Origin of the sequence: Mesorhizobium sp. M1143 (assembly GCF_040318435.1) — a bacterium.
GTDB lineage: Bacteria > Pseudomonadota > Alphaproteobacteria > Rhizobiales > Rhizobiaceae > Mesorhizobium.
In genome coordinates, this window is record NZ_JAMYMJ010000001.1 from 129,395 (window position 1) to 149,853 (window position 20,459).

Consider the following 20,459-nt stretch of genomic DNA (forward strand, 5'->3'; position numbering starts at 1 on the left):
GGGACTCAAACTATGGCCAATCTGGAGCAGTCCGTCACGACGCCGCCATCTCTGGCCGAAACCCACGACCATGACATTTCGTTTGCGGACGCCATGCGAGTATGGGCTCGCGTTGCAATGCTCAGCTTCGGCGGCCCGGCCGGCCAGATCGCCATGATGCATCGGATCGTCGTTGAGGAAAAGCGCTGGATCGGCGAGACGAGATTCCTGCATGCGCTCAACTACTGCACGCTGCTGCCAGGTCCGGAGGCGCAGCAATTGGCCATCTATATTGGCTGGCTCATGCACAAGACCAAAGGCGGCCTCGTCGCGGGAATCCTGTTCGTGCTGCCAGGCGCGGTCGCCATCATGGTCCTGAGCTGGATCTACGCCATCTTCGGCAACGTTGGCGCTATCCAGGCGCTCTTCTTCGGCCTGAAGGCGGCGGTTCTGGCCATCGTGCTCGAAGCGGTCCTGCGGATCGGCAGGAGGGCGCTCAGGAACAATGTGATGGTCGGCCTCGCTGCGGCAGCCTTCATCGCCCTGTTCTTCTTCCATGCACCGTTCCCGCTGGTCATCCTGGTTGCGGCCGTGATCGGCTACGTCGGGGGCAAGATGGGTTGGGCCGCATTCCAGCCAGGCAATGGACATGGCAAGCTTGGTGGCAAGCAGGTCGATGATGTCGACTCGGCGCTTGGCGAAGGGATGCCGGCGCATGCCCGGCCATCCATCGAATGGTCGCTGAAGATTGCGGCGGTGTTTCTGCTGCTATGGTTCGTTCCGGTCCTTTTCTTGTTGCTGTTTCTTGGGCAAGGCAATGTCTTCACCGACATCGCCATCTTCTTTTCCAAGATGGCGGTGGTGACGTTCGGCGGGGCCTATGCGGTGCTTGCCTATGTCGCCCAGCAAGGAGTCGAGCACTATGGCTGGCTGAAGCCTGGAGAAATGCTGGATGGCCTCGGCATGGCCGAAACGACGCCGGGTCCGCTGATCATGGTCACTCAATTCGTTGGTTTCATGGGAGCATTCCGGGAGCCGGGGGTTCTTAACGCGTTGGTCGCTGGAACGCTCGGCGGCCTTCTGACGACGTGGGTGACCTTCGTCCCGTGCTTCCTGTGGATATTTCTCGGCGCGCCGTACATAGAGACGATGCGCAGCAACAAGGCCCTGTCAGCCGCACTGTCGACCATCACGGCAGCGGTGGTTGGAGTGATCCTGAACCTCGCGGTGTGGTTCGCGCTTCATGTCCTGTTTCGCGATTTGCATGAGATCGGCTTGCTGGGCATGAGGCTCGACGTGCCAGTCCTCGGTTCCCTCAACATTCCGTCTCTCGTACTGACCGTCGGTGCGATGCTGGCGGTATTCCGCTTCAAGGTCGGCGTGATCCCGGTGCTAGCGGCATGTTCGATCCTGGGCGTGCTTTTCGGCGTCGCGGCGGGCTCGGTCTAGGGCGATCTTTCTGCTCGGATGCGAGCATCGCAGTCTATTTCGTATCGGGGCTGCCTGATGGGCGAGCAAGTAGGAGGCGAGGTATAATGGGCACGAGGCGAGTGGCTGTGGTCTGGCGCGGTGACCGGGAGGCGCGTCGCACGGCGACACCGCAGAACAACCGGTTTCATCGCGTGTTCGAGGAACTCGCTGCGATCGGTGTTCACGCCGAACCGGCCGTTTATGACGAAGAGTTTGCCGAGGAGGTTCGGACCCAGCTCCTGGCGACGGACGGCGTGCTGGTCTGGGTCGATCCCTTGCACGAGGGAAAAACCCGTGCGGTGCTCGACCCGCTGCTGCGCGACGTGGCGGCACGCGGCCCCTGGGTGAGTGCACATCCAGACGTGATCCTGAAAATGGGCGTGAAGGAAGTTCTGCACCGTACGAAGCATCTCGGATGGGGAACCGATACTTACCTCTACGGCTCCGCCGAGGCTTTTCGCGAGGCGTTTCCGGAGCGGCTTCGGACGGCCGGTCCACGGGTGCTGAAGCAGAACCGCGGCAATGGCGGCCAGGGAGTATGGAAGGTCGAGCTGATCGGTTCGCTTCCTGGCGGAGAGCCGGCGGTTCGGGTGCTGCACGCGCGACGCGGCAGTATGCCGGAAGAACTCGCACTGCCGGATTTCATGGCGCGCTGCGAGGTGTATTTGACACCCGATGGCTGCATCGTGGATCAGCCATTCCAACCGCGTTTACCCGACGGGATGATCCGCTGTTACATGGGCGCCGACAAGGTGGTCGGCTTTGGCCACCAGTTCATCAAGGCCCTAATCCCACCACCTCCTGAAGGGCCAGATTCCGAGGCTGCGCAACCAGGGCCGCGGATAATGCATCCCGCCACGGCCGAACCGTTTCAGTCGCTGCGGACCAATATGGAAACCGGGTGGACGCCGCAAATGATGGCTGTGCTAGGCGTCGATGCCAGGTCGCTGCCGATCATTTGGGATGCCGATTTTCTCTACGGACCACGGACTGTGTCAGGTGAAGACACGTATGCGCTTTGTGAGATCAACGTCAGCTCGGTCTTTGCCATCCCCGATCAAGCGCCGGCCGAAATAGCTCGACTCGTTGCCATGCGATTTTGAATCGACGAAGATTGGCGGTCCGAGTGGGGCTCTGGCCGAACGCGGTTCGGCGGTCAGTCCGACGGTCGCCGGACCCCTGCTTGCCGTTTCCGGTTTCGGCTGACCAATTCTCGTCGCCGGTGGCTTGAACACCATCTACGAAATCCTTTGCTCATGACGTTTCGCAAGATTCGGCCGCCCGAGGAACGTTAGCCTCAACCGGCGCGAGATCTGGATTTGGAAGGTCTTGCTAGGGTGACCGCCCCGGAAGAGCTGAACCCGCCATCCGCTGGAACAGGTCGTCGACCTGGGCCGGCGATAGGCTGGAGTCCTCGGCGATCCACCAGGCAAGCACCGAGAGAAAGGCTCCCGATATGAACTGGACGACGAATTCCAGCGGCACGCCCGCGTCGCCGATCCGCTTGCCAGACAGTTCGGTTCGCACTGCGCGCCGTATGCGTTCACGCAATTGATCGTGGATCGTGTCGCCGCTGCTCGCAAGTAGCGCTTTGTGAAGCGACCGGAACGCCCGCGCGTGCTCGAACATCGGCAGGCTGAATTCGAACAGGCGATTGCCTGTCTTTTCGTCTGCCGACACGCGCCTGCTCAGCGACAGCAGATGCGCCTCAAGGGCCGCGCTGCGCAATTCGTCCTTGCCGGCATAGTGCGTATAGAAGGTCGACCTGCCGACATCAGCTTTCTGGCAGATGTCTTCCACGGTGAGAGCCGCATAGCCGCACTCTGGGATCAGAGCAATCAGCGCGTCCTGCAGCATGGCGCGCGTGCGCGCGACACGACGGTCGATCGTACCCCTGTCGTCGGGCCGCTCGATTTTAATGGTCATTGCTCTTTCCACCGTGCGGTTTGGGACGTTCAGCGGTCCGTTGTCCAGCAACAGCGCTAATGGACAATCTGTCCAGTATGATACGCCGAGTCCAGAAGCTCAAGAATGCCTTGAGCACTCCGGAAACGGACGAGGAGGCAAAAGGAAATGCACCAATTTGGTCATCGGGCTGGAAACGGACAGCATTCGCGAAAGGGTGTTATTATGCTTGCTGTGCTCGTCAAACTGTCGCTGGTCGCCGGTTTTCTGCTAATGCTTCATTTCGGGGACGGCTATCTCAATGCCGGTGCTTGGACGGCTGCAGTCCACGGCCTCATCCTCGCTGCGGTCGCGGCATTCGCACTCTGGGGCGGCTTCCATCACATGCGGACTGCCGGCGCGCATGGCGCCGGCGAAAGGGGCATCGGCATCGTCCTGCATAGGGCGGTCGGCTATGACCTGCTTGCGCGCGTCCTGACTTGGGGCCGCGAGGACCGGTTCCGTGAATTCATGCTGCGTCTGGCAAGGCTCCAGCCCGGCGAGGCGATGCTCGATGTCGCCTGCGGTACGGGCACGCTTGCCATAGCCGCGAGACGGTTGGTCGGAGCGGTCGGACGCGTCACGGGCGTCGACGCATCGGTCCAAATGGTCGAGAGGGCGCGCGTCAAGGCTACGCGAGCCGGCGTTGATCTTACCTTCGTCCAGGCGACGGCCCAGGAACTTCCCTTCGAGGATGGCCAATTCGACATCGTGATCGGTACGCTCATGCTGCATCACCTGCCGAAACCCGACCGATCGACCTTCTTCCGTGAAGCGGAGCGGGTTCTGAAGCCGGGAGGCCGACTGCTGCTGATCGACTTCGGAAGGCCGCTGCACGAATCCAGATTGCCGAGGCTCCATCGGCACGGGCATATCGACATGAATGCGGTCGGAACTCTACTGGTCGAGACAGGCTTCAGGGTCGACGATACCGGCGCCGTCGGGACCATGAACCTCGATTATGTGCGCGCGACCACGGACAAGATCCTGCCTGCCTGAGCGCCGCATGCCGCGGCGACCGGACCGGGCGCGCCGCCGCCAGGAAGACGCGCGGGCCGGTAGTCGCGGGCCGCGCTGCATTGCGTGCGTAGCCGCCGCGGCGCTATCTTGCCGATTGGCTATCCCGGCCTGCTTCGATACGCGAGTCTACCGAATGCCCAAGACCTACTTGTCCTTGACGCTTGCGGCCGCATGGTTGGCATCACCGCTTGCGCATGCCGATGGCGTCGACCGGGCGCTGGATGCCTTCCACGCGACATGCCTGGCGCACGGCCCCGACTTCGAGCGAACCGCGACATTGGCAAAGACGCGCGGATGGACGCCGCTCGTCGACGGCGCGGCACTTGCTCCTGTGGATGCCATGAAGGCGTTCCGCGGATGGCAGGTCACCGGCGACGACCTTCCGGCCGGAACGATGGTCGCGGTGACCAGGGCGACCATGGACGGCAGGTCCGTCCAGACCTGCTCGCTCAAGCTTTTCGATGTCGACCGCGCCGAGTTTGAAAAACGGTTCTTCCACCGCACCGACGCCGAAAAAATCGGCGAGGAGAGGAAGGGCAGGCAGGTTTCCCGGCTGTTCATACTGATCGCGGGCAATCGCAAGCAGCTCGTGCATTTGACGTCGCCAGCCGTTCGGGGCACAGCGAACGCCATCATAGCAAGTTCGATCGTCGATGATTGAAAAGGCTTCGCGGGCCGCGTCCCAATTTAGCCTGCTTGCGCTGCCAGATCACTCGGTTGGCGCGCAATGACGAGAAAGCGAGCGCAAATGCGACTGACCAGCACGATTTTTGGCATGGCGCTCCTGCTCGCCTCCACCGTCGCGGTCGGCGCTCATCCTCATGTCTTCGCGGAAGCCCGTTTGGACCTAACGGTTGGCGCTGACAAGTCGGTTAAGTCGCTCAAGCATCTCTGGCGGTTCGACGAGCTCTTCTCCTCGACGGTGCTGATGGAGTTCGACAAGAATTCCGACCTTACTCTCGACGCCGAAGAACTCGACGCCGCCGCCCTCACCATCCATGCCTCACTGGAAGAATACAATTATTTCCAAATGGTCACTGTGGAAGGCAAGGACGTGGCGATGACGCCGCCGGCGAGGCTGGTCACTAGCTACGAGAACAATCAACTCATCATCCAATTCGAGACGCAGCCGAAAGACACGTTGGCGCTCGCCGGCAAGGTGAGCATCGGCGTCTACGATCCGACCTTCTACACCGCGATCGATTTCACCGATGACGATAAGATCGCCGTGGCTGGCCTACCGAAAGATTGCACGAGGGCCGTCGTCCGCCCCGATCCGAATACCGCAATCGCACAGAATCAGACGAAATTGACGGATGCCTTCTTCAGCGATCCGACCGGAACCGATCTCGGCAAGATATTCGCGACACGCCTTGAATTGACGTGCAGTTGAAGCGGCGGAACGGATAGAACGTGTTTTTCCAAACCCTGGTCGAGTTTCAACGCACGATATACTTGGCGCTCGCCGAACAGATCAAATTGCTGTCAGCCGGGGGCGACTGGCTGGCGTTCACTGCCTTCCTGCCGATGGGTGTCCTGTTCGGAGCTGCGCATGCTTTGACACCCGGACACAGCAAAGCCGTGCTGGCTACCTATTTGGCCGGATCGGATGCCAGCATCCGTCGCGGCCTACTGGTGTCGCTGACACTCTCCTTCACCCATGTCACGATTGCCGTTGTGATTGCAGCCCTCTCGTTGCCATTGGTCTCGATTGCGCTGGGCAGCGTCGGCCGGGCGCCGCTTTTGGAGGATGTCAGTCGTGGCCTGCTCGGGTTAATTGGTCTGTGGATGCTTTGGCGGGCGCTCAGCCACGGTCATCACCATCAGCATGAAGGCGAGGTTGTGGGCGTCATGGCCGGCCTGATCCCATGTCCATTGACGCTCTTCGCGATGACCTTCGCGATCTCAAGAGGTGTTCCGGTCGCGGGCATACTCTTTGCAATCACCATGATGGCCGGCGTGGCACTGACGTTGTCTTGCGTGGCAGTTCTGTCGATCCTGTTTCGGGAACGGCTGGTGCATTTCTTCGACCGTCGGCCGCGCCTGTTCGATGTGATATCGCGAACTATCGAAGGTACCGCCGGCCTTATTCTTACTGGCGTGGCTGTCTGGCAAATCTCGTCGAAATGAGAAAGTTTGACCGACCGCCAAGGCCACAGCGATTCTCATAGGGATCACATTGCAATTAACGACGTCGTGCCATTAAGTGCCGGCACGCGCGGTTCGGGTTTGGGTTTAGAACATTGAGCGACCGTCAGAAGATCATTTGGATGATAGCGCTGGCGATCCTCGCCGGCATCGGGGTGATATTGCTAAATCACTGGATCAAAGGCGATCTCTACGCGGCGGGTCCATTGACTTCGACTACCCAGATGCCACATTTAGTTCGGCCGGCATGACCGGTTCTTTTTCTATCCGATTTCTGGCCCGCCGGTTCGCGCCGGCGGATTTTTTGCGGGGGTAGGATACTCAGCGCGGATTTGGCTATCTTGCCCCTGATTGTCAGAGGCGGAGCTGCGGTGATCGCTCCGCAATGATGGCCAACGGCGGTTCCACGACGGCGGCATACGCGCTTGAGAGATGAGAGTGGCTGTTTCATAAAGAGGATATCATGCCTGCGGACGATGGTAGTCTACGCGACATTCTTGGAATTCTGTTGGTTCTCCTACTCGTAGGCGCCAACGGTTTCTTTGTCGCCGCCGAATTTGCGCTGGTCGCGGTTAGACGAAGCCGCGTCGACGAATTGGCTACAGCTGGACGCTCGAACGCCAGCCTCCTTCAACGGGCTTTGGTGAATCTCGATGCGAACCTTGCAGCAACTCAGCTCGGCATCACCATCTCATCGCTGGCGCTCGGTTGGGTCGGCGAGCCTGCACTCGCTCATCTGATGGAGCCACTCCTCTTGGGAGTGATGGGGTCGCTGGCCACGGCAGCTTCGCACACCATTGCCGTCGCAATCGCCTTCATCATCATAACCGCGCTACACATTGTCCTGGGTGAACTAGCGCCGAAAAGTCTGGCGCTCCAGCGCAGCGAGAGCACGGCACTTCGGGTCGTCCGCCCTCTCGGTCTGTTCCTGTTCCTGCTCAGGCCGGCGATTCTTGTTCTCAACGGTCTCGGCAATCTGGTGCTGCGTCTGTGCGGTCTGCGTCCGGGCACAGGCGAGGAGTCCTTGCATTCGCCCGAAGAGCTGAAGCTGCTCGTGGCGGCAAGCCAGGAGGCAGGGCTCCTTCATCAGACGCAACAGGAACTGGTCGAGCGTGTCTTCAACATCGGCGATCGGCGCATTGCCGACATCATGACACCGCGACGCGATATCGACTGGATCGATACCGACGACATCCCTGACGAGATTCTGCGCACCATCCGGCAATGTCGCCATGAGCAGCTTCTGGTCGGCCGTGGGGGGATAGACGAACCGCTTGGCATGATTCTGAAGAAGGACCTTCTCGACCAGGTGCTCGACGGCAAAACGCTTGACCCGATGGCGGTCATCCGAGAACCTTTGATCGTTCACGAGGCAACGCCGATTTTCCGTGTACTCGATCAGTTCAAGCGGACGCCGGTGCGTCTGGCGATCGTCATCGACGAATATGGCGCTCTGGAGGGGATCGTCACCCAGACCGATCTGCTCGAAGCCATCGCAGGGGACCTTCCTGACCTGGACAATGAGGACCCTGATGTCATCGAGCGCGATGACGGGTCCTTGCTCATCGACGGAATGATGCTGGCGCACGATGCGTTCGCTCGCCTAGGATTCCGATCGGGGTCTGCCGAAGGGGATTTTCACACGATCGCTGGGTTCGCCTTGTCCAGCCTTGGGCACTTGCCGGAAGCCGGTGAGCACTTTGACTACGAGGGCTGGCGCTTCGAGATCCTCGATATGGATGGAAGGCGGATCGACAAGCTGCTCGCTCGCCGTGAGCCGCCTACATCCAAGCCGGCAACCAGTTGAGACTGACCGCGCGACAGGCCGGTAAGCCGGCCGGCCTTTTGCGCGCGAATATTCCCACTTTTCGAACCCACGCTCCCACAGTAGTCCCTATCCACAAACGCCCGTCAGTTCGCCCAGGACGCGTATCCGCTGGAGTCACAGTGACTGGTGAGCGTTTTCGCGTCGCGCTATGTGATCAATGGAACCGACAGTTGAGGGTCTAAATGGACGCCAAGAGCGCCGTCTGGCTGATTATTGGGGTCCTGGTGGTGCTAGTGGTGGCCTTTCTCACCGCAATGGCATTCGGGCTGCTATGAGTCAGCCAGGCTGATCGACACTCGCCACAGGCCGTTGTGGCGCCGTGGCGGTGGCACCCCCATTACCACAGCGACTGCGCGACGGAGGGACATGTCGGTTGCGTGTCGACGAGCGACCACAGATGCGGCATGCGGCAATTTTTTGCGGCGAAGAATGATTTTTGAATCGTGTACAGAAGTCATGGCCAAGACCAATCCGAAATCCCCTGATTTTCCGCCGCCGCGCCGTTGACCCGCTTTGAGAAAGCCGAGTTCGCGAAGCTTTGCGATCCGAAAGGCCGTCGCAAATCAACTTGCGCCGACAGATGCCTCGCTGGTCTGTGATCTGGTAGCGGCGAGGTCGCGCTGATTCGCCATGCGAGCCCTGTTCAAGCGCGCTGTGGCCGATTGCAGCGACTCCGAATTTCTTTCGACGAAACGACATCTGCTGTCGATCACCAGCGGCATTGACCGGACGACGGCGGCCACGCAAATGATGGCCGCGCAATTGGGCGTCTAAGCCCGTCGCTCGCCATGGGAGGGCTTCCTTGCCGCCATGGCGGCTTTGACCATGTTCGCATTTTCGATGGATACCTTCGCACACGGCGGCGGCACCGATGCCAATGGATGCCATACCAACCACAAGACTGGCGAGTATCACTGCCACTGATATCAGGACCAAATTGCGTGATTTGGGTTCGTGCGAGTAGGCATATTCGCGGCGCCTAGATAGCAGCGTTGCTCACCATGGGGGGGGCGCAGATGAGAATTCGAAGGCTGTTCCACTTGGGCACATTGATGCTTGCGGCGGCATCAGCCACGCCATGTCATGCGCAGGGGACTTTCGGAGGAAATGACTGCACCGAAGATTGTTCCGGGCATAAAGCTGGCTACGACTGGGCTGAGCAAAATCAGATTTCCAACGACAGCGACTGCAGCTCAAACAGCCAACCATTTAATGAGGGCTGCCAAACCTTCGTCGAAGACTCGTCTCGCGGTTCGAACGAAGACGATGAAGGCGAAGAGATAGACGACTGAGATACAGCGCTGATTCGGATAAGGATCCAGCCGGCGGCTTCCCGTCGTGTAGGCGCGGTCGCTTTTGGTGTGGCATCTTTCATCGGCTGCGCTCATGCCGAAGACGCGTGCGCCCCAAACTACGCGGGAGCCTGCGTTCCAATCGCCAGCGACGTCGATTGCTCCTCCGGAAAGGGCAATGGTCCGCCTATGTACGCGGCCCGGTCACTGTTGTCGGCAGGGATATCTATGATCTGGACCGCGACGGCGATGGGATCGGCTGCGAAAACGGCTAGAGCCACGCTACGGCTTGGACGGCCCTGTCCCGTTCCACTGGATGAACGCCACTTCCTTCCCGGTGACTTCCCGCACGGCTTTCAACAGCACCTCATGCAGGACGCGCGTCTGCCGGTAAGTGGTCGCTATCGGGCGATATAAACGGCTTGATGATACTTAAGTGCAGTGCCTCCGCTGCCGTCACAAAGCGCTCAATTTCAGCCTGTGATAATTGCTGCGAACCTTTCGACCTGGCCATGTCCCACCCTCGAAATCTCTGTGTGCCAGACGACCTTGCCGTCGATCTTCATCGGCTTGTGGATCATCAAGCGCTTCGGCAGATGCTCGGGATGCACCTCCAAACCAATGGTCGAACCGGGAATTTCCACCACTCTTATCGGGAAAGTCACGCAGCGCATCACCTCGGCGTCAGACGCCCGGCGTGAATCCGACCTTCCAGCAATGCCTCACCGCGCGTCGGCGTGACCGCAGCGGGAACATTCGGCCATGCGGTGGAGGATCAGGTGTGACGCATCTATAGGAAATCGTCGGCATCTGTCGGCTTAGAAGTGCTGCCCTCAGCAATCAATTGGTCGCCTTCGGAGCCGCCCCGAACGCGATGACGATTCAGCCCAAAGATTAGGGAAATCGGACGTCCCTTCTTCACCGGTTAGGAGTAGGACCAACACCGCCCTGGCGCGTGAGGAAGGTCTGTGACCGAAATTCAGAAGCGCAGGGCGCAAGCTACAATGGCCCTGACTGGATCTTAGCCAATGTGGCGTTCCTTCCGGGTATTCTTTCCAGGCCACGCCCAAGGCGTCCTCGAATGGATTGGGTCTGACCGAAGACCGTCTTCGTTTCACTCCGTCTCGATCGTCTTCTCGCAACGTCGGCGCTGCGTTTTCTTCCCCTGTCCGCTGCGCGTCCATTCCTCACGGTCCAAGAAAGCCTCGCGTCGCCGTCTTCCACTTCGTTTCAGCCCCTTCGGGATGCAGACCGATCGTTTCCGGTCTCACGTCCACCATCGAGGCCGCCTTGGGCGCGGCCCGAGAAAACACAAAGGAACATCACCATGGCTACGATCGGCACTTTCTCCCGCACCGCGAACGGCTTCTCCGGCTCGGTCAAGACCCTCAATCTCAACGTCAAGACGGTAACGTTCGCTCCGACGGATGGCGAAAATGAAAAGGGTCCCGACTTCCGCATCTTCGCTGGCGCCACCGAGTTCGGGGCGGCATGGAAGAAGACCTCGCGCGAGGGACGCGACTACCACTCGGTCAAGCTCGACGATCCCAGCTTCCCCGCTCCGATCTATGCGAGCCTGGTCGAGACCGACACCGAGGGTGAGTTCTCGCTCATCTGGTCACGCCGCGCCGCAGAGTGACCCGACAAAACACGAAGCCCCGCCGCAAGGCGGGGCTTTGCCATGTTCAGGTCCTATACAACTTGGCACGTCCGCTAGGTGCAGCGCGTTACGCTTTGGCCGGCGCCTTGCGGACCTTCTTCAGCGGCGACTTCATGGCCGCCGCAGTCGTCGCCGCTGCCGCCGCACGAGTAGCCCGTTTTGGTTTTTCCGCCGCGGCAGACGTGGGCGTCGCCGCCTTGCGCCCGAGCCCTATTGATTTCGCCAGCCGACCGGGTAGCCGCGTAGTTCGGCGCCACCATCGGATAGTCGGACGGCAGGTTCCATTTCTGCCGGTATTCGTCGGGGGTCAGGTTGAAGTGCTGAAGGTGCCGCTTGAGCGATTTGAATTTCCTTCCGTCTTCCAGACAGATGATGAAGTCAGGTGTCACCGATTTCTTGATCGAAACTGCCGGGTCCTGTTTTACCACAGGTTCTACCGCCGGCGTGCCGATGCCATTCATTCAGGGCGGCATGAATGTCGCCGATGAGTTTCGGCAACTCGCCAACCGGTACTGGATTGTTCGATACATAGGCGGCGACAATGTCAGCCGTTATCGACACGGTATCCAGTTTGTTGCCTTGCTCGAGAGCAGCGGTCATATAATTTCCCTTTTTGTATCGGCTGGGATGCCTTTGCCGAAGCGAGGAGCTTCCCTGGCTTTTCCGCCCGTTCCAGCTGTGCAAAGCCGTGCCGCTGGCTCTCGCCCTGGCTATAGAGTTTGTATCAATGCGCAGTGTGCATGATCGAATCTGGAGGGCGTGGGAGGTTTCGAGGGCACGATCTGGATTTTGAAGTTCGCTCATAGGGCAGCGCCCGCTTTGACGAGCGTCGCCAACGCGAGCCTTGCGCTCTATATCACCAGGATCAAGGCTCGCGAGAGAAGATTGTCGGCGGTCGCGAGGAGATCGCGAAAGCTTCCTGCGCAAGCGCTTGACTGCGGCGCTGGCACACCGGCGGAAGTTTGCTGTTCCGACTTCGGACTGGCCGCTGCTCGCGCCAACTGTGGCTATGTTCGCCAGTCCATCTGCTCTTCACGCCGTTCACCATCGAATGCCTGCTTTCCCTTCGCGGCCAAAAGCTCCCGCGCATGCTTACCGTCATGGCCCTGCAGCTTCGCGGCGATCCAGAGCATCGCGCCGTAGATGATTGCGCGATCGTCATTGGTGAGCTCGACAATGCCTGCCTTGACGACGAGACCGCCAAGCTCGATCAGCTGTCGGGTGCGTTTGCGACGCTCCACCTGCCATGTTCTCATGTCATTGCGAGCCTGTGCCGCCTGCCGGCGATTGCGCGCTGCCCGGTTGCGCTGGAGCGCCGCGAGGGTTGCGCTGAGATGCCGAAGCAGTTCGCCGGGACCTGCTCTCGAAAAACATCACCCCACGCTTGGCCCATGCCTCACGCTTTGCCGTGTCTTTCGTCTCGGCGATGGCTACCAGTGCGCCGGCCAGTTCGTCGGTGCTGAGCTGATCGGCGCCGGTGGCGATCACCAGTTCGCCAAGTTGCTGCACCTTTCGCGTTTTGAGCTCTCGCGCTTTTTCTTCAAGCGCCTTTAGTTCGGCGTCGAAGTCACGTGGCTTGCGCATGGCTATCTCCATTGATTGTCGGTGTGGCAATGATAGGCGAGCGGCTGCCGGAAGGCTTCAGGGTTGCCGAGACAGCCCGGGACGGGCTGGTCCATCCCGAGATTTTTTCGAGGGAGGGCGCGCTTATACGTCGTGCCGACGTACGCTTTGACGTGCAAATGATCTGGTCGCGATGGCGATCTATCATCTTCATGTCAAGGTCATTGGCCGCAAGGCAGGCTCAAGCGCTGTGGCGTCCGCTGCCTACCGCTCGGCTTCGCGGCTGCGCGACGAGCGGATTGAACGAAGCCACGATTTCTCCGCCAAGCGCGGTGTTGTTCATTCCGAGGTGATGCTGCCAGAGCATGCACCGGAGGCCTGGCGCGACCGCGAACGGCTTTGGAACGATGTCGAGGCGTTCGAGGTGAGGAAGGATGCGCAACTTGCCCGCGAGGTCGAGTTTGCGCTCCCGCGTGAACTCAGCCAGGCGCAAGGCATCGAGTTGGCGCGTGACTTTGTACAAGTCGAGTTTGTCAGCAAGGGCATGGTCGCCGATCTTAACGTGCATTGGGACAGGGCGGAGGATGGCAGTCCCAAGCCACATGCTCATGTCATGCTCACCATGCGGTCCGTGGAGGAGAATGGTTTTGGTGCCAAGGTTCGAGACTGGAATGCTACCCAGCTGGTCGAGCGCTGGCGCGAGCGGTGGGCGGAGCTGGCCAATGAACGCCTGGCCGAACTCGACATCGACGCCCGCATCGATCATCGCAGTCTGGAAGCGCAAGGCATTGCGCTGGAGCCGCAAACTCAGATCGGCGCCCCGGCTCAACGCATCGAGCGCAGTGGCCTTGCTGCTGGCCACGATGAAGCAGATCGCGCCGAACTGCATCGCGAGATCGCGCGCAACAATGGTGCGCGCATCATTGCCGATCCATCGTTGGCGCTCGACGCCATCACCCATCAGCAATCGACCTTCACCCGAAAAGAAATTGCGAAGTTTGCGCATCGCCACAGCGATGGAGTAGAGCAGTTCAACGCGGTGGTGGCAGCCATCAGCAACGCACCCGATCTGATCGAGCTCGGCAAAGACAGGCGCGGCGAAGACCGTTTCACAACCCGGCAGATGATCGAGACCGAACAGCGCCTTCACCGCGCTGCGGAACGCATGGATTTGGACGAGCGTCATGCGGTGAGTGACGCACATCGCGAGGCAGCACTGGCGCGGGCTGCGCAACGCGGGCTTATCCTTTCAGACGAGCAGAGCGATGCGCTTGCACATATCACCGATGGTCGCGGTCTTGGTGTCGTTGTCGGTTTTGCCGGAACGGGCAAGAGCGCCATGCTGGGGGTTGCCCGCCAGGCATGGGCAGCGGCGGGCTACGAGGTTCGAGGCGCGGCACTCTCCGGCATTGCCGCCGAGAATCTGGAAGGCGGATCAGGCATCTCATCACGCACCATCGCCAGTATGGAGCATAGCTGGGGACAGGGCCGCGATCTGCTCACAGCTCGCGATGTCCTGGTGATTGATGAGGCCGGCATGGTCGGCACGCGCCAGTTGGAGCGCGTGCTTTCCCATGCCGCCGACGTTGGCGCAAAAGTTGTCTTCGTCGGCGATCCGCAGCAGTTGCAAGCAATCGAAGCCGGCGCTGCATTCCGCGCCATCCATGAGCGTCATGGCGGCGTCGAAATCGGCCAGGTGCGCCGGCAGCGCGAGGACTGGCAGCGTGACGCTACGCGCGATCTGGCAACCGGCAGGATCGGCGCCGCGATCGGCGCCTACGACGTGCAAGGGATGGTGCATCAGGCTGCAACGCGCAATGAGGCGCGAGGTGAACTCGTCGAGCGCTGGGATCGCGACAGGCAGGCGCATCCAGAGGCAAGCCGGATCATCCTCACCCACACAAACGACGAGGTGCGCGCCCTGAACCAGGCAGCGCGCGAGCGCATGCGCGCTGCCGGCGATCTCGGCGACGAGGTTCAGGTGGATGTCGAACGCGGCCCAAGAGCCTTCACCAGCGGCGACCGGGTCATGTTCCTGCGCAACGAGCGCGGGCTTGGGGTCAAGAACGGCACGCTTGGCATTGTAGAGGAAGTCAGCACACAGAGCATGACCGTGCGCACCGATGACGACAGGTCGGTTCGCTTCGACCTGAAAGATTATTCCCACATCGACCACGGTTATGCCGCAACCATTCACAAGGCGCAGGGCATGACGGTTGACCGGACCCATGTGCTCGCTACACCGGGCATGGATGCGCATGGCAGCTACGTCGCACTGTCGCGGCATCGAGACGGAATGGACCTGCACTACGGCAGCGATGACTTTACGACCCGCGAACGCCTCGTCCGGACGCTGTCACGGGACCGCGCCAAGGACATGGCGTTGGATTACGGGCAGGTCGACCCGGCACAACACTATGCCGAGCGGCGCGGCATCACATTCCGCGAGCGCGTGATCGAGATCGTGCGCCGGATCGTCCCGGAGAAGCTGCGCGACAGGATAGGCGGACTGCTCGACGGGTTGCGCTCGCCTGCAGACGCCGTGCCCATGCAGGAACGTGGACCTGGGCCGGGAAGGGAGAGTGTAGAGGTACGGATCGGAGATGCGGACCCGACGCCCGGCAGAGAAAATCTCGCCACCGGAGTGCCACGCGGCGCGAATGTGCCGGTGGACGCGGAAGCGGCGTTGCGCAGCGCTCGTACGAAGGCGCTTGTTCGTCACGCGCGCGCTATCGACGCGATATCGCACAACGGAGATGCGGATGGGCTGGGCAGTCCCGAGCAGATGCGCGAGTTGAGGGATGCACGTAGCGCCTTCGAGAAGGTGCGGCCCTTTGGCTGGCGCGATGCCGAAGCGGCTTATGTGAAAAATCCCGAACTTGTCCACGAGGCGGGGGCTGGCCGCGTCCGCCGCATCGTGCTTGCTCTCCAGCTTGAGACGGAAATCCGCACCGGGATGGACATCGATCCAGGCCGCCGCGCCGACCGTTTCGTCGAACGCTGGCAAAAGCTCGATCGGACGGGACGGGAGCAATATCAGGCCGGCGACATGTCCGGCTACAAGTCAACGCGTTCGGCCATGTCCGATATGGCCAAGAGCCTTGAACGCGATCCGCAGCTTGAATCCATGCTTGCCAATCATAAGAAGGCGCTTGGCATCGAGGTCGAATCCGGCCGGCGTCTGGGTGTGGAACTGGCATTCAGCCATGGCATCGGAAAGGGGCGGGGCCTTGGGCTCTGACACCCCTCCGATTTGCCGCCGTTTTCACGCTACAGGCGGATGAAGCGAAAAATCGGATTGCCTCCGGCATGGGTTCGTCCTGTCTGTCCCAACAGAAATCAGCAACAACCATTCAGGTGGACGCAAGCTATGTCCGAGCCGGATCGTATCGTTCGTCTCAAAACAGTCCTCGCCAGGACCGGCCTGTCCCGCTCGACAATCTATCGCAAGATCGCCGACGGCACGTTCCCGGCTCAACTGAGGATCAGCACCAATGGCGCCGGGTGGCATGAATCCGAGATCAACCGCTGGGTTGAGGATCCCATTCGATGGGGGTCGAAGGCTGAGGTGAAGAGGTTCGATTGAACGGGTAGGTGCAACAACTTGGGGGCTTCCTTGCCGGTTCTGCAAAATTGTCAATTTGCACTAGCGCGGTCACACGCTCCCATCGCTCAACCTGTTACTTCCGATAGCTTCTTGATGGCTGACGGAGCGCTAAAACCGAGAATCTCGGCGAGGTTTATAAACTCCACGACATCAACACGTCTCTGTCCGCTTTCTAGTCGAGCTACGAACGATTGGTATTGGCCGAGCCTGGTTGCCAACTCAAATTGCGTAAGGCCTGCCGCTTCACGGTTTTTGATCAGCAGCGCGATCAAAGCTTTGTGCCGATTCGTACCGAGTGTATCGACCACTTATCACCTCATCTGAACTCAGATGGGGGCTTCCTTTATATCTGATTTTCAGTTATCTTAAATTCAGATATTTAGCTGAGGCCGCCAAAGCGTTTGGCTGTATCACCAACCATGCAAAGCTGTTTGGAGCTCGGATCATGGATGATTCCGACGATAGCATAAATTTGTTTTTCATCACCCGGCGGCGCTTGCTGACGGGAACGGCCACGGGCGCGGCGGCATGGCCCTTCCAGGCAAAATCGCTGGCTGGCGAACTGACGGACGGCAGCGCGGCCGATCCTGCTCTTCGTCTGTGTGGGAGCTGGCAAAGAATCCATGATGAGACACTGGCGCTGTGCCGCGAACAGCGGCGGTTGGAGACACACCTCGCCAGGATAGTTGGCTTTCCCTGCGCCAAGGTGCGGCTTGCCGATGGTACGGACGTGACGCTCCATTCCATCCAGAGCCTGAACGATGCCCACTCTCCTGAAAATGAAGTCGAATGGGGCAGGGCGCTTGCGGATTTCGTGGCACACCAGGCGCGCTGGGACGCTGCTGATGCTGAGATCGGCTATTCGAGAACAGACGAACTGATCCGGCAATCGGAAACAGTCGAAGGGGCACTTCTGGATGATCTACCGCAGACAGCGGCCACGTCCATCGAAGGCATTTTGGCCAAGCTCAAGGTCATCCTGCGTGACGGTGAGCACTGGGAACATCCAGACGATTTTCCCTGGCCGCACATCCGATCGGTACTGCATGACCTCATCCGTCTTCACCGTTTAGACGCTGCGACGAACCCAAGCTCAGCAAAGCAGCAAAACTCACAGAGCAGGTGAAGCCTTGATGAAAATCTTGGATCGTTTTCAAAGCGGTGTGGCACCTAACGGTGAGGTCGGTCCCCATCCGGCCGACCGTCACGTCGGCAGGCAGATCGCGACTCTGCGAGTCCAGTCGGACGTCTCGCAGGCGCAACTGGCCCGTGCGATCCGCATCAGCTTTCAACAGCTCCAGAAATACGAAAGCGCGCGCAACCGCGTCAGCGCTTCCACGCTCTACGAAATCGCCCGCTCGCTGGATGTTCCTGTCAGCCGCTTCTTCGATGGTCTGCCGGGCAATGGCGAGGCAACCGCTCCGCTCCTGCCCGTAGACGAACGCCTGGGCTTCATCGCCAGCGCGGAAGGCAGACGCTTGATCGAAAGGCTGATGCGACTCCCCCCGCGTGTGCGCAACCGCGTGTCGTCTCTGCTCTTTGAATTGGGAAAGGGAATCGATCCTGTGCAATGCCCAGACGAGTATTAGAAACGAGGTTGAGGAGGTCGTGAGGGCCCGCGCCACTTGTTGCCTACAACCTCGGAAAGACGGCGGTGGGTGTAGTCAGGCGATCCCGCCAGACATGCCTGAGAGCTTCTCCAGAGCCGCCCGGAATAGCTTGCGGCTTGAGGTTGGGACTTGCGGATTTCCGAAAAGCACGCCTTGCTATCCAATTCTGCGACTAATCAATTTGATGGCTTTTCTCATCTCCTGCATGCGCGCATCTGGGAGACATGGACCAAGATCATGATCTCGGCAGGATTGAACCAAGCCGCGCATTCTGCGGACTGTTATTTTCAGCAGAAGCCCAGCCGATCCGTAGCGAGCGCTACTCGCAATGGTTGTGAGGTACCAAAAAAGGGCCTTGTTCCGAGCGCCTGACAGAGCGATTCTGCGCCTTGCAAAAGCACTTGCGCGCCAAGCGGCTCGCGAAGACCACGAGCGTGAACAGGCCGAGAAAACTTATCATGACTCGAACCGCGATCTACGCACGCTTCTCAACCGACCTCCAAAATGAGCGATCAATCGACGATCAACTCGCTTTGTGCCGAGCATATGCAGAACGTGAGGGGTTGAACGTTGTCGCAACGTTTGACGACCGAGCACGCTCCGGTGGCTCCGTCCTGGGCCGTGACGGATTACTTCAGCTCATGGACAAAGCGCGTGAGCACGAATTCGACGTGCTCGTCGTAGAGGCACTTGATCGGCTCTCGCGCGACATGGAAGACCTTGCGGGCATTCACAAACGCCTTTCATTTCTCGGCATCGAAATTCGTGCCGTTCACGAAGGCGTGGTGAACACGGTCTTGGTCGGCCTGCGCGGTCTCGTTGGCCAGCTATACCGAGAGGACATCGCTCACAAAGTCCGCAGGGGCCAAGCCGGCCGAGTCAACAAAGGGCTTCACGCCGGCGGTCTGACCTATGGCTATTCGTACGTGCTAGGCGATCCCGGGAAGCGGATGATCGCAGAGGATGAAGCGGAAATCGTGCGTCGTGTCTTTCGAGAGTATGTCGCAGGGCAAACCCCGCGCGATATCGCTCACGATCTAAACACAGACCGCATACCGCCGCCTCGCGGTCGTGCCTGGAATGCCTCCACCATCAATGGAAATGTGCAGAGAGGGACGGGGCTGCTTCACAATGAGCTTTATGCTGGCCGCCTGATCTGGAACAGGGTCAGAATGATCAAGGATCCTGACACGGGGAAACGTGTCTCGCGCCCAAATCCCAAGGGTGACTGGCGAGTAGTCGCAGTGCCCGACCTCGCTATTGTTCGGTCCGACCTGTTCGACGCAGCACAAGCACGCAAGAAGGCGCGTGCAACCACTCATCCAAGCCACCAGCGCCGACCACGGCACATGTTGACGGGGCTCCTGAGGTGTGGTGCCTGTGGTGCGGGAATGTCGTCGAAAGGCGTGGACAAGTCCAAGCGCATTCGCATCCGCTGTTCCGCCGCGACTGAAAGCGGAACATGCGCCGCTCCCAAGACCTTCTATTTGGATACGATCGAAGCTGCAGTTCTGAACGGCCTTTCCGCCGAGTTGCGCCATCCCGAAGTGATTGCCCAGTACGTCCAGACCTACCACGAAGAACGGAAGCGCTTGGCAGCCGACACCGATGCCAGGCGCAGCCGTTTGGAGCGACGGCTTGAAGAACTAACTCGGGAGATCGAGCGCCTGGTCAACGCCATTGCCAAGGGCTATGGCGACCCAGCCGTGCTGGGACCGCAATCAACAACGCTGAATGAAGAGCGTAAGGGCATTCTAGCCGAGTTGGATCGGGTGCCCGCCGCTACGGCAGTGATCGCGCTGCACCCTGCGGTGCTCGCTCGCTACGAGGAACAACTAAACCAACTTCGGACCGGGCTTGCTAAGGGCATTGCTTTTGGCGATTCCGAATGTGCAGAGGCAATGCGCGACTTGGTCGAAACCGTCACGGTGTTTCGAGATCCATCGAGGATCGGCGGCGTCGAAGTCGAAATCGCTGGGCGGTTAACGGCACTCTTGGGCGAGGGTGCCTTCCCCCACGGCGTCAAAGGAGCGGGGGGAATGGTGGTAGCGGGAGAGGGACTTGAACCCCCGACCCCAGGATTATGATTCCCGTGCTCTAACCAACTGAGCTACCCCGCCAGGGCGGCGAAAGGCCCGAAATCCGCCTTAAATCGAAGGCATTTCGAGGCGTTCGCCAAGGTCGCGCGGATATAAGGTTGGGAGGGCGAGCCTGTCAAGCATCGATGCGCGAGGGGCGCCGGCATATTGTCGCCGGTAAAAGCTTTGCCGGGCTGGCATCTCCGGTAAGCCACCGGGGTTGAGTTCGACGGGGCACGCCGCTATGTCTCGGCCAAGAA

Annotated in this window: 21 protein-coding genes, 1 tRNA gene and 2 pseudogenes; 16 read left to right on the forward strand and 8 right to left on the reverse strand. The window is 60.1% G+C overall.

The features are described from left to right. The first annotated feature begins 12 nt into the window (after nt 1-12). Both chrA and NKH35_RS00630 read left to right on the forward strand, forming a co-directional pair. Nucleotides 13-1,428, forward strand: a complete 1,416-nt coding sequence (chrA, locus tag NKH35_RS00625) for a chromate efflux transporter (protein ID WP_031199206.1) — start codon at nt 13-15, stop codon at nt 1,426-1,428. Nucleotides 1,429-1,514: 86 nt separating this feature from the next. After that, nucleotides 1,515-2,552 (forward strand): Cj0069 family protein, encoded by a 1,038-nt coding sequence (locus NKH35_RS00630; protein ID WP_031192964.1) that lies wholly within the window; start codon nt 1,515-1,517, stop codon nt 2,550-2,552. Between the two features lie 229 nt (nt 2,553-2,781). Here the strand turns inward: NKH35_RS00630 and NKH35_RS00635 are convergent, their stop codons facing one another. After that, on the reverse strand, nt 2,782-3,426 hold the full coding sequence (locus NKH35_RS00635) for a TetR/AcrR family transcriptional regulator (protein ID WP_023669890.1): 645 nt from the start codon (nt 3,424-3,426) through the stop codon (nt 2,782-2,784). 153 nt (nt 3,427-3,579) lie between these two features. On the opposite strand from NKH35_RS00635, the gene NKH35_RS00640 reads away from it, so the two are divergent. The 8 genes from NKH35_RS00640 to NKH35_RS00675 all read left to right on the forward strand — a co-directional run bounded on the left by NKH35_RS00640 (nt 3,580) and on the right by NKH35_RS00675 (nt 9,681). Then, on the forward strand, nt 3,580-4,392 hold the full coding sequence (locus NKH35_RS00640; RefSeq protein WP_352757735.1) for a class I SAM-dependent methyltransferase: 813 nt from the start codon (nt 3,580-3,582) through the stop codon (nt 4,390-4,392). A gap of 154 nt (nt 4,393-4,546) precedes the next feature. After that, the gene (locus NKH35_RS00645) at nt 4,547-5,074 is read left to right on the forward strand and encodes a hypothetical protein (protein WP_023685957.1); all 528 of its coding nucleotides are present in this window, start codon (nt 4,547-4,549) and stop codon (nt 5,072-5,074) included. 87 nt (nt 5,075-5,161) lie between these two features. After that, nucleotides 5,162-5,806, forward strand: a complete 645-nt coding sequence (locus NKH35_RS00650) for a DUF1007 family protein (RefSeq protein WP_156935507.1) — start codon at nt 5,162-5,164, stop codon at nt 5,804-5,806. Between the two features lie 20 nt (nt 5,807-5,826). After that, nucleotides 5,827-6,543 (forward strand): HoxN/HupN/NixA family nickel/cobalt transporter, encoded by a 717-nt coding sequence (locus NKH35_RS00655; RefSeq protein ID WP_023669894.1) that lies wholly within the window; start codon nt 5,827-5,829, stop codon nt 6,541-6,543. A 481-nt stretch (nt 6,544-7,024) separates the two neighbouring features. Further along, nucleotides 7,025-8,368 (forward strand): hemolysin family protein, encoded by a 1,344-nt coding sequence (locus tag NKH35_RS00660; protein WP_352913090.1) that lies wholly within the window; start codon nt 7,025-7,027, stop codon nt 8,366-8,368. 651 nt (nt 8,369-9,019) lie between these two features. Further along, nucleotides 9,020-9,163: a hypothetical protein gene (locus tag NKH35_RS00665; RefSeq protein WP_023686252.1), complete on the forward strand. Its 144-nt coding sequence runs from the start codon at nt 9,020-9,022 to the stop codon at nt 9,161-9,163. 66 nt (nt 9,164-9,229) lie between these two features. Further along, the gene (locus NKH35_RS00670; protein WP_348529716.1) at nt 9,230-9,313 is read left to right on the forward strand and encodes a YHYH domain-containing protein; all 84 of its coding nucleotides are present in this window, start codon (nt 9,230-9,232) and stop codon (nt 9,311-9,313) included. Nucleotides 9,314-9,441: 128 nt separating this feature from the next. After that, nucleotides 9,442-9,681 carry a hypothetical protein gene (locus NKH35_RS00675; protein WP_156935520.1) on the forward strand — a complete coding sequence of 80 codons (240 nt, stop codon included), beginning with the start codon at nt 9,442-9,444 and terminating at the stop codon, nt 9,679-9,681. Nucleotides 9,682-9,963: 282 nt separating this feature from the next. Here the strand turns inward: NKH35_RS00675 and NKH35_RS00680 are convergent. Together NKH35_RS00680 and NKH35_RS00685 are read right to left on the reverse strand one after the other, a co-directional pair. Next, nucleotides 9,964-10,195: pseudogene (locus NKH35_RS00680) on the reverse strand (hypothetical protein). Continuing rightward, a complete protein-coding gene (locus tag NKH35_RS00685; RefSeq protein ID WP_155929562.1) occupies nt 10,155-10,346 on the reverse strand; it encodes a hypothetical protein in 192 nt (63 codons plus the stop codon). Before NKH35_RS00685 ends, NKH35_RS00680 begins: the two are co-directional and overlap by 41 nt. A 662-nt stretch (nt 10,347-11,008) precedes the next feature. Between NKH35_RS00685 and NKH35_RS00690 the strand changes: the two genes are divergently transcribed. Further along, nucleotides 11,009-11,320 (forward strand): DUF736 domain-containing protein, encoded by a 312-nt coding sequence (locus NKH35_RS00690; protein WP_023669902.1) that lies wholly within the window; start codon nt 11,009-11,011, stop codon nt 11,318-11,320. A gap of 88 nt (nt 11,321-11,408) precedes the next feature. Here NKH35_RS00690 and NKH35_RS00695 read toward each other — a convergent pair. The 3 genes and pseudogenes from NKH35_RS00695 to NKH35_RS00705 all read right to left on the reverse strand — a co-directional run bounded on the left by NKH35_RS00695 (nt 11,409) and on the right by NKH35_RS00705 (nt 12,925). After that, a pseudogene (locus tag NKH35_RS00695) lies at nt 11,409-11,941 on the reverse strand (Ros/MucR family transcriptional regulator). Nucleotides 11,942-12,348: 407 nt separating this feature from the next. Next, entirely contained in the window at nt 12,349-12,597 is a 249-nt protein-coding gene (locus tag NKH35_RS00700) for a conjugal transfer protein TraD (RefSeq protein ID WP_023711092.1), read from the reverse strand. A 1-nt stretch (nt 12,598) separates the two neighbouring features. Beyond that, on the reverse strand, nt 12,599-12,925 hold the full coding sequence (locus tag NKH35_RS00705; protein ID WP_023711093.1) for a conjugal transfer protein TraD: 327 nt from the start codon (nt 12,923-12,925) through the stop codon (nt 12,599-12,601). A 172-nt stretch (nt 12,926-13,097) separates the two neighbouring features. On the opposite strand from NKH35_RS00705, the gene traA reads away from it, so the two are divergent. Both traA and NKH35_RS00715 read left to right on the forward strand, forming a co-directional pair. Next, complete coding sequence (gene traA / locus NKH35_RS00710; protein ID WP_352913092.1) at nt 13,098-16,145, forward strand: Ti-type conjugative transfer relaxase TraA; 3,048 nt, start codon at nt 13,098-13,100, stop codon at nt 16,143-16,145. Nucleotides 16,146-16,274: 129 nt separating this feature from the next. Beyond that, a complete protein-coding gene (locus NKH35_RS00715) occupies nt 16,275-16,490 on the forward strand; it encodes a helix-turn-helix transcriptional regulator (protein ID WP_023711095.1) in 216 nt (71 codons plus the stop codon). Nucleotides 16,491-16,576: 86 nt separating this feature from the next. Here NKH35_RS00715 and NKH35_RS00720 read toward each other — a convergent pair whose 3' ends face one another. Beyond that, on the reverse strand, nt 16,577-16,819 hold the full coding sequence (locus NKH35_RS00720; RefSeq protein WP_031199210.1) for a helix-turn-helix domain-containing protein: 243 nt from the start codon (nt 16,817-16,819) through the stop codon (nt 16,577-16,579). Between the two features lie 137 nt (nt 16,820-16,956). Here NKH35_RS00720 and NKH35_RS00725 point away from each other — a divergent pair, with 137 nt between their 5' ends. The 3 genes from NKH35_RS00725 (at nt 16,957) to NKH35_RS00735 (ending at nt 20,208) form a co-directional block, all read left to right on the forward strand. Further along, on the forward strand, nt 16,957-17,637 hold the full coding sequence (locus NKH35_RS00725; protein WP_352913095.1) for a hypothetical protein: 681 nt from the start codon (nt 16,957-16,959) through the stop codon (nt 17,635-17,637). A gap of 7 nt (nt 17,638-17,644) precedes the next feature. Continuing rightward, on the forward strand, nt 17,645-18,100 hold the full coding sequence (locus NKH35_RS00730) for a helix-turn-helix domain-containing protein (RefSeq protein ID WP_023711097.1): 456 nt from the start codon (nt 17,645-17,647) through the stop codon (nt 18,098-18,100). A 479-nt stretch (nt 18,101-18,579) separates the two neighbouring features. After that, complete coding sequence (locus NKH35_RS00735; RefSeq protein ID WP_084561122.1) at nt 18,580-20,208, forward strand: recombinase family protein; 1,629 nt, start codon at nt 18,580-18,582, stop codon at nt 20,206-20,208. Here the strand turns inward: NKH35_RS00735 and NKH35_RS00740 are convergent. Further along, a tRNA-Met gene (locus tag NKH35_RS00740) sits at nt 20,165-20,241 on the reverse strand. The two genes, NKH35_RS00735 and NKH35_RS00740, sit on opposite strands and share 44 nt — an antisense overlap. Nucleotides 20,242-20,459: the final 218 nt, after the last annotated feature.